This window comes from Dehalobacter sp. MCB1 (assembly GCF_003590275.1).
GTDB lineage: Bacteria > Bacillota > Desulfitobacteriia > Desulfitobacteriales > Syntrophobotulaceae > Dehalobacter.
The window spans coordinates 38,044-50,839 of sequence record NZ_LXPC01000018.1 but is presented as its reverse complement, the minus strand read 5'-3'; the positions used below and the strand labels follow the sequence as shown (position 1 = coordinate 50,839).

General features: G+C 47.8%; 16 protein-coding genes and 2 pseudogenes. 4 read left to right on the top strand and 14 right to left on the bottom strand.

What is annotated here, in order from left to right; translation table 11 throughout:
• Positions 1 to 24 precede the first annotated feature (24 nt).
• Positions 25 to 609: a LysE family transporter gene (locus tag A7K50_RS13340; RefSeq protein ID WP_119776822.1), complete on the top strand. Its 585-nt coding sequence runs from the start codon at positions 25 to 27 to the stop codon at positions 607 to 609.
• A gap of 96 nt (positions 610 to 705) precedes the next feature.
• Here A7K50_RS13340 and A7K50_RS14240 read toward each other — a convergent pair whose 3' ends face one another.
• Entirely contained in the window at positions 706 to 864 is a 159-nt protein-coding gene (locus A7K50_RS14240) for a hypothetical protein (protein ID WP_165904955.1), read from the bottom strand.
• Positions 865 to 1,001: 137 nt separating this feature from the next.
• On the opposite strand from A7K50_RS14240, the gene A7K50_RS13335 reads away from it, so the two are divergent.
• Genes A7K50_RS13335 through A7K50_RS13325 form a run of 3 tightly spaced genes read left to right on the top strand, consistent with a single transcriptional unit; the run spans position 1,002 to position 3,117 of the window.
• Positions 1,002 to 1,550 (top strand): Chromate resistance protein ChrB, encoded by a 549-nt coding sequence (locus A7K50_RS13335; protein ID WP_119776821.1) that lies wholly within the window; start codon positions 1,002 to 1,004, stop codon positions 1,548 to 1,550.
• Positions 1,547 to 2,719 (top strand): MFS transporter, encoded by a 1,173-nt coding sequence (locus A7K50_RS13330; protein ID WP_119776819.1) that lies wholly within the window; start codon positions 1,547 to 1,549, stop codon positions 2,717 to 2,719. Before A7K50_RS13335 ends, A7K50_RS13330 begins: the two co-directional genes overlap by 4 nt.
• Positions 2,720 to 2,748: 29 nt before the next feature.
• On the top strand, positions 2,749 to 3,117 hold the full coding sequence (locus tag A7K50_RS13325) for a YkvA family protein (protein WP_199698306.1): 369 nt from the start codon (positions 2,749 to 2,751) through the stop codon (positions 3,115 to 3,117).
• Positions 3,118 to 3,165: 48 nt separating this feature from the next.
• Here the strand turns inward: A7K50_RS13325 and A7K50_RS13320 are convergent, their stop codons facing one another.
• From A7K50_RS13320 to A7K50_RS14535, 13 genes and pseudogenes are all read right to left on the bottom strand, one after another.
• Complete coding sequence (locus tag A7K50_RS13320) at positions 3,166 to 3,348, bottom strand: hypothetical protein (RefSeq protein WP_119776816.1); 183 nt, start codon at positions 3,346 to 3,348, stop codon at positions 3,166 to 3,168.
• Between the two features lie 143 nt (positions 3,349 to 3,491).
• Entirely contained in the window at positions 3,492 to 3,677 is a 186-nt protein-coding gene (locus tag A7K50_RS13315; protein ID WP_243103766.1) for a HEPN domain-containing protein, read from the bottom strand.
• Complete coding sequence (locus A7K50_RS13310) at positions 3,602 to 4,051, bottom strand: nucleotidyltransferase domain-containing protein (RefSeq protein ID WP_243103757.1); 450 nt, start codon at positions 4,049 to 4,051, stop codon at positions 3,602 to 3,604. Before A7K50_RS13310 ends, A7K50_RS13315 begins: the two co-directional genes overlap by 76 nt.
• A gap of 68 nt (positions 4,052 to 4,119) precedes the next feature.
• Complete coding sequence (locus tag A7K50_RS13305; RefSeq protein ID WP_119776814.1) at positions 4,120 to 4,707, bottom strand: hypothetical protein; 588 nt, start codon at positions 4,705 to 4,707, stop codon at positions 4,120 to 4,122.
• A 96-nt stretch (positions 4,708 to 4,803) separates the two neighbouring features.
• Positions 4,804 to 5,232, bottom strand: a complete 429-nt coding sequence (locus A7K50_RS13300) for a 4-oxalocrotonate tautomerase (RefSeq protein WP_199698304.1) — start codon at positions 5,230 to 5,232, stop codon at positions 4,804 to 4,806.
• Between the two features lie 173 nt (positions 5,233 to 5,405).
• A complete protein-coding gene (locus A7K50_RS13295; protein WP_119776813.1) occupies positions 5,406 to 5,663 on the bottom strand; it encodes a hypothetical protein in 258 nt (85 codons plus the stop codon).
• Between the two features lie 19 nt (positions 5,664 to 5,682).
• On the bottom strand, positions 5,683 to 6,246 hold the full coding sequence (locus tag A7K50_RS13290; RefSeq protein ID WP_119776811.1) for a DUF4259 domain-containing protein: 564 nt from the start codon (positions 6,244 to 6,246) through the stop codon (positions 5,683 to 5,685).
• Positions 6,246 to 6,974, bottom strand: a pseudogene (locus A7K50_RS13285) (DNA cytosine methyltransferase); the annotation flags it as partial. The pseudogene A7K50_RS13285 and the gene A7K50_RS13290, both read right to left, overlap by 1 nt.
• Before the next feature lie 87 nt (positions 6,975 to 7,061).
• Complete coding sequence (locus tag A7K50_RS13280) at positions 7,062 to 8,099, bottom strand: tyrosine-type recombinase/integrase (RefSeq protein ID WP_119776808.1); 1,038 nt, start codon at positions 8,097 to 8,099, stop codon at positions 7,062 to 7,064.
• Entirely contained in the window at positions 8,096 to 9,112 is a 1,017-nt protein-coding gene (locus tag A7K50_RS13275; protein WP_132102079.1) for a tyrosine-type recombinase/integrase, read from the bottom strand. The genes A7K50_RS13280 and A7K50_RS13275 overlap by 4 nt, the downstream gene beginning before the upstream one ends.
• On the bottom strand, positions 9,064 to 10,314 hold the full coding sequence (locus tag A7K50_RS13270) for a site-specific integrase (protein WP_119776805.1): 1,251 nt from the start codon (positions 10,312 to 10,314) through the stop codon (positions 9,064 to 9,066). The genes A7K50_RS13275 and A7K50_RS13270 overlap by 49 nt, the downstream gene beginning before the upstream one ends.
• A gap of 167 nt (positions 10,315 to 10,481) precedes the next feature.
• Positions 10,482 to 11,696: pseudogene (locus tag A7K50_RS13265) on the bottom strand (DNA cytosine methyltransferase); the annotation flags it as partial.
• Entirely contained in the window at positions 11,696 to 12,787 is a 1,092-nt protein-coding gene (locus A7K50_RS14535) for a DUF4406 domain-containing protein (RefSeq protein ID WP_119776804.1), read from the bottom strand. The gene A7K50_RS14535 and the pseudogene A7K50_RS13265, both read right to left, overlap by 1 nt.
• Between the last annotated feature and the right edge of the window lie 9 nt (positions 12,788 to 12,796).

Below are 12,796 nucleotides of genomic sequence, written 5' to 3'. Positions count from 1 at the left end.
AGATATTATGGAGGGAGTGTTGTTATGCCTACTCCTGCACTAACTGCACTTGCTGCCTATATGTTAATCAATTCTTTCACGCCGGGACCGGGTAATATTCTAACACTGACCACCATTACAACATATGGTTGGAAAAAGGGGAAAACGCTATTTTTCGGCATCGTATGCGGATATTATTGCGTGCAGGCCATTTGCGCCGCTGCTATTTTCGGACTGAGTCATTACCTGTCACCGATGCTGACTGTACTGAAGTATTTTGGTGGGGGGTACCTCTTGTGGCTTTCAGTACATATTGCCAGAAGCAGACCGGATGAAAGAAGTGAAACTAAGGAACCTTCATTCTGGACAGGGTTCTTATTGCAGTTTGTGAATGTCAAAATATATTTTTACGGCATGACCTGCCTTACGGGATACATCGTACCGTATTATGACTCTTTTGCCGCTCTATTGGGTACGGAAATGATAATTGCAACCGTCGGTTCGCTTGCGTCCTTATCATGGGCGTGGTTCGGCATGAAAATTCAGAAAATTTATAAAAAGTACTATAAACCTATCAATATCATTCTTGCTGTTTTTTTGGTTTACTGCGCTTGGACTATGGTGTTTTAGGAAGGAAATCAAAGTTTAATCTGTTATTGAGATTATAAGCAAACTGGGAAGCTGATGTACTGCGTCAGCTTCCCAGTGCTTTTTCATCGTCTATAACTACCATGTCGGGTATTCTCGAAGCGCCCAGACGCACCGGTAGGTGTTGCCGCAGATGAAATGATCCGTATTGAATTTGACCACCGAGGGTGAAATCATGTCGAGAAACTCCTGAACATGGCTATCGTCATACGATAGTTTAGTGGGGTTTATTTTCATTGTTATCCGCTCCTTTCAAAACTTTATTAAAAATCGGCCTGATAAAAATCAGACCGATAATTTATTTTTGGTATTGTAACCAGTATTACTTTATGATATATTTTAGTAACCAGTATTACATTTAAGAGGATGATTTTATGGAACAAAACAAATGGCTTGTAATCAATTATACGCTGCCGAGAGAACCGTCAAGGGCGCGTGTGTCCATCTGGAGAAAACTGAAAAAAATCGGCGCTGTCAGTATCCAACAGTCAATGTGGATATTACCTTTAAGCGATGAAAATTACAGTTTGTTGAATGAGATTAAGAGCGAGGTTTTCCAGAATAGTGGAGAGGCGTTTGTCATGACATCCTCGGTAGATGAGGACGGTAAAAAAATTATAATTGAACAGTTAAACGCAGCCAGGGATGAGGAATACGGAGAATTGCTTGAACAATGCGAAGAATTTTTCAAGGAAATTGACAAGGAAATAGCAAGAGAGAATTTTACGTTTGCTGAGATCGAGGAAACTGAGGAAGAACTCAACAAGCTTAAACAATGGTATGAAAAAATTACTGCAAGGGATTCTTTTGACGCGCCGCTTCAAGAAAAAGCCAAGTTAATGCTGTCAAAATGTGCGGAGTCCTTGAATGGTTTCTGCGACAAGGTGTATGAATTCAACGAAAAAGCGGAGGGATTGAAATGAAAAAGAAAAAGATTATATCCAATATTGTTCTGATCGGGCTTGTCAGCATGTTTGTGGACATGAGCACCGAAATGGTTTACCCGCTTGTTCCGCTCTTTTTAACAGCCACTCTCGGGGCATCTCCAGCAATCGTAGGAGTCATCGAAGGAAGCGCCGAGAGCATAGCTTCGCTTCTAAAGGTGTTCAGCGGTTATATTGGGGATGTGTACCATAACAAAAAACGCCTTGCCTTTGCAGGATATTCAGCGTCGGTGATTTATAAGATATTCCTTATTCTCGCAACCTCATGGTTTGGTGTTTTAGTGGCGAGAGTCATTGACCGTACCGGAAAGGGTATTCGAACCGCTCCGCGTGACGCACTTGTCGCACAGTCGAGTGATAAGAAAAAGCTCGGAGGTTCTTTTGGGCTACATAAGATGCTTGATATGGCGGGTTCGTCACTTGGCGCACTGGTTGCCTACATATTTGTTGCAACCAATTTTGGGTATCATAAGGCATTTCTGTTTTCCATGATTCCGGCAGTCATCGGAATCATGATCATTTTTGCAATCAGGGAAGACAAAAGTTGTGAAGTGCCCTGCGAGAAGTTGACCCTAAAAGGTTTAAAGCTGGATGGAAAGCTGAAAACATATCTCGCCGTAATATTCGTTTTCTGCCTCGGAAATTCATCAAACACATTTTTACTGCTGAAAGCACAGGAACAAGGCTTTGCAGCGTCGCAGGTCATTTTGCTTTATCTGATTTTTAATGTTTCGGCGTCTATACTCGCGATTCCGTCAGGTAAGCTGTCCGACAAATTTGGAAGGAGCAGAATCCTTGTTCCCGGATACCTGATTTACGGATTTGTATATCTTGGCTTTGCGCTTTTATCGTCAAAACCGGCAATTGTGCTGTTGTTTATTGCTTACGGCGCTTACAATGCGTTTATCAGCGGCGCGGAGCGGGCTTTTATAGCGGAAAACTCGCCAACAGGACTAAAGGGAACCGTGCTTGGCCTTTATGGCATGCTGCAGGGCATCGGCCTGCTCTTGTCATCAATCATAGCGGGCTTAATGTGGGATAATATCAACTCCAGCGCCCCGTTTTTGTTCGGCGGCATCCTTGGAGTTGCTTCCGCTGCCATCATCCAAATAATTCTTGGAAGCAAGCCGAGGAAACTGAATATTTAGTTAGAAGCCGATGAACGGTGGTTATGAATATGAAAATCAAAGAAAAAGTCAGGGACTTAAAAAGTAAGATAGCTGCTCTGTTCCTTGCATATAAGCGCAAGGACACACCGCTTGCCGCAAAGATTGTGGCGGCGCTAACAGTAGGCTATGCCTTATCGCCAATTGATATAATACCTGATTTCGTCCCGGTACTCGGTTACCTTGACGATATCATCATTCTTCCGCTTTTAATAACCTGGGCTATTAAACTTATACCGGACTATATTATGGAGGAATGTCTTGAACAGGCAAAAGGCATGTGGTCCGAAGGCAAGCCGAAAAAATGGCGTTATGCGATACCGATCATCTGCATTTGGGTCTTTATCATCGCAATTATCGTATATATAATCCTTAATTAGTTGTTACCTTGTTTGTATATGCACCCCGTTTTGCTGTCATTTCTTCGTCTATAACAAACTGGTAGGGTACTCCCGCAGGGCCCACACGCAGCGGAAGGTGTTGCCGCAAATAAAGTAATCGGTCTGAAATTTGATAATACTCGGCGCGATCATGTCGAGGAAATCCTTGATTTTGGCATCCCCGGCGGTAACCGTGCCTGTTATTTTGCTGTTTTCTCTCAATGGATTCATCCTCCTGTTATCAGCCGGTAGGAGGCATGAACGGCAGCAATCCATTGCAGCGGCCGGTACGCCTGCTTACCGGCCAAATTCAAAATAAAGAATAAAAAATGCCCGCTGTTCTATCACAGTGGGCATCGTATCGGTATGCGGTTTTATTGTGTTACAGAGATAGCTTTGGCTCCTGGTCGGAGGGTCGCAGCGTGGGGATCAGATCGGAGCAGAATGTATAAATCCGCTCCGCCTCTTTCAGTGCGGATGCCGCTTAACGCTTTTTCAGCAGCCTGTTGGCAATGGTAGCAGACAGTTTCGAGCGGCTTGGGATGTATGGTTTCAAACAGGTGCTTTGCGGTGCGCAGGTTGGTCGCGGCGATCTCATACCATTCTCTGACTTTCCGCCCTGTTCATAAAGCACGACCCCCTCTCTGGCGATACGGCGTTCCATTGTTGGCAGCACGCTCATTTCCGCGAACCGGCTTGACCGCGCGGCCAAAACATCGACCGGCATCTTCCGCTTTACGTTGCCCAGGTTCCGGTGGATTTTCCGCATCGCCTCTATTGGTCGCAGGTTGGAATCGTCCGGAAGCACCACATAAAAATCCAGATCGCTGTCTTTATGCGGCTCGCCATAAGCAAAAGAGCCGAAGAGATATATCTTTTCGCAATCCACGGTATTCATGATGGTTTCCGCAATTGCCATGATCTCAGCATCCATGCGCGTCGTCGCCTCCTTTAGCATATTATTGTATCCTGTTTTATGAGAAGAAGCAACACGCAGGCCGCTTAGTCATTTAAGATGATCCAGCGTTCCCCGTCGAAATCCTCGAACCGCTCGGTGGTCACATTCTGCTCGTAGTAAACGCCCAGCAACCGCTTGATGTCTGCTTCATTTGCCCGCCGTGCGGTAAATCCCTGATCCTTCAGGCTTTTTTCGATACGGGAGAGATACGGGAGAACATCGGACTCCTTTTCCTCCCGCAAACGGATGATAATGAAAAATTCCCGCGCCGTTGCCATCTGAACCTGCATCCGGTCCAGGTTTGCCGCGTCCTGCTGCAGCAGTTTACGGATGACAGGGTTCTGCTCAGCTTCCGTGCGCTGGCGCAGAAAGCTCTTGTTGTCCTCAAAGTTTTCCCGTGAGTTCAGGCAGAGCATCTCGATCTCCGCGATACCCTTGAGGACATTCATTAAGGCATAGATCCGCGCTCCGACGCTGGCGTCAGACAGGACGCTGATATTTGTCGGTTTGATCATAAAAAACACCAGCCTGCCGTGACCGGTCACAAGACTGTAATCGGTGATGCCGGTGATGCCTATAAGCTGGCGGGTAGAGGCTTTTTCCTTTGCCGCCTGTTTTTCTTTTCTGCTCATATAGCAAGTCCTCCATAAAAGAATGCATTTGCTTTCAGCTTCTTTGGACAAAGTTAGGCCCCGCAGGTTTTGTTTCTGCGGGGCCTTCACCCGATTTTATTCAGCGGCATCTCCATTGTTTGGGGGATTTTCGGGGGTGACGCTGCCGCCCACGCCATCCTCCGAGCTGCTTTTATCGGCAGTTCCATCAATGTCGGGATGTTCCGGCCGCGCCTCCTGTTTCTCAAACCTGTCCAATTCCTGCTCGATCAGATCGACAATAAAATCTTTCTGACTGAGCTTCGGATGCTTGGCGAGGTATGCCTTTACCCGCTGAAAGAGTTCCTCCGACACCTGAAATGCCAGGGTTCTGTTGTTACCGTTCATATCTGTTCCGCCTTTCTCATTTTGTTTTGGATTGAAGTGTTCTTCGAGTACCATTTGGATGTATTGGCTCATCGTCTGCTTCAGCAGTTCCTGCTCTGCCTTTACCTTGCCGTGCAGGTCTGCCGGTACCTGGACGGTGATTCCGCGCATTTCCGACATTTTCTTTTCTCCTTTCCTACTGTGTTTTGTAAGCCAAGTATATTGAAATGTATGGGCAATAGCTATTACCAACACTAACAATGAATGTTAAAGAAATGAAACATAATTGTGCTAATGGGAATCGGCTGCCTCCGCCTTGAGACTTCCGGTATCTCAAACTACAAATCCCGTTTTCAGGCCCTCCATTGATAAATTTGCTGGCGTCCGATGAAGAACCCGAAAGCGTATCGGATAAAATCGAGGATACTGGTATCCTCGAAGCGTATGGATAAAAAGGCGTAGAGCGCCGTTAGGACGATGGGCGGCAGGAACCGGAGCTGCGCCAGCGCAAATACAGAGATTAAAAGTCCGACGCCGATGATGCCGATGTCCCGCAGTTCCCACAGCCACAGGGTGGCTTTCGCTTTCAGGTTGTCGGGGTACATATACATTGCTGATTCCTCCTGTGTTTTATTGGTTAAGCTCCATGACGGGGCCGTTTGCCTGCTCCTGTGGATGGAGCAGTTCGATTTGACTCTCCGGAGAAGCAAGGAGTGAGTCCATGCGGTTGACGAGCATTGACATATGGTTTTGCCAGTCGTGCCAGTTCTTTTCTTCAAACCAGCCGCCCCACCGATCCCACTCATGCACTCCTTGTTTTGCTATGAGCTCCGCATTTTCTTTGGCGCATTTGAGCGTTTCGTAGATATAGTCCCTGAGCCACCGGATGGATTCCTTGGTTGCGGTGAAAGATGTCACGGTGTTAAACTTATTATCGTTTGCCGCCCATTCCTCGTTATAGTCCAGATCGCCGATGTCTTGGTCGAGGAATTTCACCGCGATTTCAGCAAATGCCATAGGGCCGGTGTGGGAATAGCCGTCAGTAACGTCAGGCACATACCCCTCATCTTTCTGCATGGCTTCAATCATTTTCCCAAGCTCCAGTTTCCCGTCCTCCGGCAGATTTCCTCTGAAAAAGTTAACCGCGTCCAATCCGTCATCCGATTCAAAAGCGGTAATTCCCCAGCATCCCATCAGTTGTTTACCTCCTTTTCAATTTTGCGTAAAAAATAAGCGACGCCCCGCAGGACAAAGTCCACGCAGGGGATCGCCACTGAGTTTCCAAGCGCCTTATACCGTGCGCTGTCCGAGGCGCCGGGTATATCCGTCCAGTGATCAGGAAAGCCCTGAAGCCTTTCGCATTCCAGCGGGGTGAGGCGCCGGATAAGTTTTTTCAGCCATGTTATGATCGGCGCGGCCACGAGGTCGGTCGCATCCTTGCCTTGATGAACAGTCTGCGTGCTGACCACTTCGTTTTTCCGAAATACGTCGCTTCGCTGCCGGCTGAACACAGCGTGCCGGTCGGCGGTATTGAGGGTATAACTGATGTCCGGCTGACACCCAATACCGTTTCCGCCGTTCTGCACTTCGCGGTCGATGATGTTTCCGGCAATGCAGAAGCTGTCCGGTTCTCCGGCTACCAGAGGTACGTTGTTTCCGCCTGTGCCGTATCGGGCCGACATGGTGGGGGCTACCTCATGGGGGCCGGTGTAGCGGCTGTCGATCCCATGATTTTCAAACAGCACGGGCTGGTTGTTACCGCTCATTCCCGCTGCGGCGGTGATCGCCGGGCAGACGCCCACGCCGATTTCCGCGCCGCCCTGCTGTGTTGCCATGATCAGCGGCTGGTGCCCTCGCTCATCTGCTCGGAGAGTCCCGCTGACACCATGGCTCAAATCGATCCGTTTGCCGCCCTGATCGTTATTCCGCATATTTAGTTATCCTCCTTTTTCTTTTGAATCCGAAGAACACCGCCGTTTTGGCGATATTCTTCGGGATAAGTATTTTTGTTACTTGAGGCAGTATAGCTGCTTGATCATTTCCGCATCCCCCTCCCACAATGTTTTTTCTGTATTGGGCGTATTGTTCGGGTTGTTGGCCTTGCTTATGGCCTCAGCCTTCATTTCCATACTGGCATATGCATAGATGCTTGTTGTTGTCATCTGGGAATGCCCGAGATATTCGGACAGAAGCGGCAACGGAACTCCAGACCGGTAAAGATGGATTGCTCTGGTGTGCCTAAACATATGTGGATGTATTTTTTCAGGCACATTCGGGTTTCCCTTTTTTGCGAGCAGTCCATATTTATGCACAACTCGGGAAACGGTATCGGGAGACATCGGATTTCTTTTCCCATGAATGACAGTATAGAAAAGATAGTCTTCCGGGCTGCTCAGTTCATCTGGATGAAAGAATTGCATATAACGCTTGAGATGATCGATCGTTTTTTCCATCAGAGGGACGGATCGGAGCTTTTCTCCCTTGCCGGTGAGATAAACGTATGGTGCTTTCTGCTTAAAAACGATGTCTTTCAACTTAATGTCAAGGATTTCCTGGCATCGAGCAGCTGTATCATACATTAGAATCATTAGCATTCCATTTCGCAATCCCCAAAAATTATGCATATCTGGCATGGACAGCAGTGTTCGCATGGCATCCTCGCTAAGAAATTCCACTTTTTTGCCGGGAACCTTTTGGATGGGAACATTGGATATCTCCATACGAATATAAACGTTGGCGATTTCCGAAACAGAGCAATATTTTGCAAATGAACGGAGTGCCATCAGCTTCTGGTTTCTCGTGGTTGATGCAGCGTTTTTACTTTCCTGAAGCCAATCAAGGTAATCAGATACATTAACTGCGTTCAATTCGTCGAGTGTAATCTGAAGAATTGGGATATTCTTCATTTCCACAAGATAATCAACAAATTGGTTCAATGTCCCTTTATAGGATTTTACCGTGTTTGGGCTCATTTTCCGCTGCCGAGGCAAGTAGACAGTTAAAAAATCGCGGGAAGATTTGAAAAACGAATCATTTTTTAGCTTCATATACTCACCTCCGGTATCAGTGAAGCAAATTTTGACGCCACTCGCGGCAATATTTCAGGAAAAAAATCCGGGATAAGGTGGATGTAATATAGTGTGTGCTGAAATTTCTCATGCCCCATATATGCGCTTAAATATGGCAGACAACTATCGAGATCGTATCCCTCCTGCATCCAGCGGAGCAACGTGCGCGTAGCAAAAGTGTGCCTGAGATCATATGGTCTTGGGTTGTTGCCGGTGAATTCAGTAATTCCCGCATTGATTAAGCACCTGTTCAACACCCGCGCAGGCCAATGTCCATCATGGCATTTGCTTGTCCGTCCATGTGAAGGGAAAAAATAAGCACTGTCTGGGACAATCAGTTTTGCTTTCTCGTCGTACCGGCGGCAAATATCCAGCATAGTGCTATCCATAATAACAACCCGATCCTTTAGCTTTTTTGATTCAGGAATGAAAATCGTGCCATCATCTAAATCTATGTTTTCACGTAAGATTGTTCTTCCTTCATAGGGACGTAACCCGCAGGCATAAAGCAGTCTAAGCAGCACCGAAGGCTCTATTGCACATAAAGGGAATTTATCATTTTCAAAACATCTGTCAGCAGTCGTAAACAAAAGCTGCAATTCCTCATGCGAGAAAATATGCGGTATATGCTTCCGGCTTGGTACTGCGCCATATTCAGTGGGTATTACAAATGCTTCTTCACCGTTCCGAAGGATATATTTTGCCAGCTCTCTGACCGAACTCATTCGCCTACTTAGGCCAGCTCTGCTCTCATTTGGCAATGAAACAGCCCAAGCCATACCCATTTCACGCGTAATTGTTGTTTCATTTTGAAATTGCCCGGCACACATGGCATCAAAATTTGCGAGGTAGCGTTCATTTTCGCAATATTTGAAACCCAGGGTATGTTTTTGCTCGAGAAAGGCTTCAATTGTTTGAGCTAAGTTACTGCGAAACTGTCTACTCATAGCTCCTCCCGCGTGGGCGCATATCCTTGCATAGGCATCGCGCAATTGCTTAATCTCTCAATATCGACAGAGAGATATCTTTTAGTTGTGTTTTTCTGTGCATGACCCAGCACCTCACTAATTGTAGACAGAGGCACATGAGCATCAAGCATTGCAACTCCCAGTCTGCGCCTGAATCCATGAAGACCTATGGCCGCTTTGGTTTCTTTATCTACTCCGGACAATGCCGCATATTTCTTGACCATAATGTATAATCCACTTATTAATTCTCCATATGGCTTTTCTGCGCTCAAAAACAAATATGGCGAATTACATTCAGGGCGTCCATGCAAAATGTAATCAGCCAGGGCATCGCCCGCATTTTTTGTTAACGGAAGGATCATCGTTTTTTGTGTTTTGCTTTGGATAAGTTGTATTTCCGAGTGGTTCCAATCGATATTGGCCAAATGCATATTTTTGATGTCAATGCTGCGTAGGCCTGTCTCATAAGCCAAGGTCATAATCGCAAAATCGCGTTTGCCAATCGGAGTGGATGTGTCCACTGCTGAAAGAATTCTGCTGGCTTCTTCGTCGGTGAATCCAAAGATTACTTTTTTATGTCGGGCAACCCCTAAAGACAAGGACATAGGAATAGCCTCACTTATTCCAAAATGAACAACCAAGTATTCTAAAAAGCGCCTGACCGATCCAAGTGCATGACTGAGGGTTTCTTGGCGTGATTTCTTGATGTATGGAATGGCATCAAGGACAATTTTGCTTGTTAGGAGGGAAACATCGCCTATGGTGTGTTCATCGAGATAATGCAAAAACAAAGTTACATTATACTTTTCCAGCTCAATTGATGCAGGCTTAAGATTCCGAGATTTCAGCGATAGTAAATATGCAGTCAGTAAACTTTGGCATATGCCAGACATGGGCTTGGCCGGGGGTTCTGGAGTATGCCGCCTTCCGACTTCAATTTGACCTTTACTGTAAAGTTCGTTGGACATGAATACAGCACGTCTCAAAGGTAACCACACTCGTCTGGAGATTAAGCCATCAGCATATTCTTTTTGTTTCAAATCCAGAAAAAGAGCCGAGTCCTCAGTAGAATAATTTTGTTCACCCCTTTCTTCATAGAACCGTTGGATTTTTGCTATTGCAGCCTGGTATGTTTCGATTGTGCTGTCCTCATAATTGCAATCGTGAAGATAGCAAATCACTCCATCAAGTATGGCTTTTAATTTTGTGGTGGACTTTTCGCCCATAATTCATCACTCCTCATTTATAATTGTTGGAATTGTTATCCCGAACAATTATAAATGAGAGAGCATAGCAATGCGAGTTGTACAAGCACTTTATAAACAATTCAAGATAAAAAGGAGGATAACTAAATATGCGGAATAATGACCATTAATCCGAGTTCGGATTAATGGTCATTAAGGCACAGGATGGACGGCACCATATTTGTTCCGCTTTCGGAAGCCTTCAGTGTTGGAGCGCATTCCTCCTGAAACCCAATGCCTCCCGCTGCCGGACCCGCTCCGGCGCAAAAGCCGGCAGTCATCACGCAGGGGTAGCCCTGCCCGGCTTGACCGCCGCCTGATGTCAGGGATGTATGCCGCTCCGGTGTGAGAAAGCAGTCGCCGTTGCCTTTACTGACAATGCCCGCCGAAAATATAAGCCCCGCAGGATTCCGGCCGCCGCCGCCATCGGCTCCGGCCAGCGTCGGCACCGTGCTTTCCGGCGTGAAGATCCGGTCCTGCTGTGTGTCCCACGGCGTGAGGCAGTTAGCGACAAACGTCTGCTGCTTCATGCCGGGCTGTGCGCCCAGCGCCCCGGCTACATCGTTCAGATCACGCACCTCGTCGCGCTGATTTGCGGCGAAGGCAACGTGGCTTATGGGTTGGGTGCAAGGCCAGCTTGTATGATCAGTGCTTCTCTTAGACCGGAAGGCAGTTCCTTTCCCCGGGCTTTCGCTCTCCGGAGTATCCCCGAACAGGCTGTCTTGGTTAAATAGTATTTCTGGTGCACATGATCCTCCAAAATCTGCGACAAGGAAGATACGACGGCGACGCTGGGCGACACCCCAGTATTGAGCGTCCAGCACTCTCCAAGCCAATGAGAATTGATTTCCCAATACGATTCCCCCAGCAGATTGCCATGACCCGGAGTCAGGTCGAGGCACATGACAGGAACAGTCTTTAATTCTGACGATTTCCTCCAAGACGGAGCGGAAATCTTCGCCTCCCGCGGAGGAGAAAGCTCCAGGGACATTTTCCCATATAAGGAATCGAGGTCGAATAAGGTGATCTGTTCTCCCACGCAATATATCTGCATTTCTCAACTCCTTTGTCACTCGCACTTGTTCCATGAATAAGCCGGAGCGTTCACCGGCAAGGCCGGCTCTGGCTCCGGCCACGGAAAGATCCTGACAAGGCGAACCGCCCGAGATGATGTCCACGGGCGGTAGTTCGGCTCCATTCAATTTTGTGATATCCCCGACATGGAGCATATCAGGGAAGTGTATCTTCGTGACTTCGATAGGAAAGGCTTCAATCTCACTTGCCCACACGGGGACGATGCCGTTATGCACTGCGGCCAGCGGGAAGCCTCCGATCCCATCGAAGAGGCTCCCCAGCGTCAACATTATTGCAACCCCGTCATACCGGGTATGCTTTGGCCGCTCTGTGGATAAGCCTCGTCAATTTCAATACGGCCGTCCTTGGCAATGCGGATTTCTTTTCCCTCCGCCTGCAGCCACGCAAGATACTCCGGCGCCGTCTTTTGCCAGATGGACTTCGGAAGCCATGCCACCGGCAAGGAAAAAGCCTGTCCCCGTAAATATTCGGTTTCCTGCTCGATGGTATATTCCAATGCTTTTTGGATCATGGGAAGCCACGGTTCGACGTCCTCGGGAAGCGTCTGCTGATAAAAGGCATCGTACAGGCGTACAGCCTCGTAATCATGCCAGCCGCCGTTCTTGTCCTCATCCTGCCAGATGAAGTCGGCGGAGGTAACGGTCACGCATTCGTCGTTGCAGTTAACCCACAAGGTACGGTTTAGGTCGGGCAGATAGAATTCCACCGAGGCCACCATGCAATGGCCTCCGGTGTTGCCGTATTCCCGGCTTCTAACCTCAAATTTATTCGGATCGAACGCGGGAATCGTATCCGGCTCCCGGAGCGATTCCAGAGATATCCGGCTATCGGAAGCGTATTTCTGAGGATATTCCATACATCTGTATTCCGTGACGGGTTGGCTGTTCAGGCACAGTCCCCTGATTTCACCGATACGGAACATGGCTTTCTGCTGAGAGGTGAAAGTGAGAAGCTGTCTGTTCTCGCTTAAAAAGCCCGCTTTTCCCGCAAGCGGGCTGTCCGGCCGCCCTTTTACCCATATCGCGTAGGTGGGATTTGGAGAGCCGAGGATCTGTTCTGCCGACACGTATCGGATCGGGATACCAAGTTGTTTTGCCCGCTCAATTTCCGCTTCCATACCGGAACTGATCCTGTTGCCGAAGACCCACATCTCATCACAGCGTTCCAACATATGATGGCCGAGCTTCAGTCCCGTTTCCCGCTCTGCCGGATTGCTGTCCTCCAGTATCTGCGGATAGAGCAGATGGGGCGCAAAAAAAGCATGCCCCTGTTCCATTACATAGCGGCACGCCCGTTTCGCAAATTCTACATTATTTTCGACATCCCCCGCGTAAGGGGACGCCACATAGATGAGCTTCATAGGCTCCTT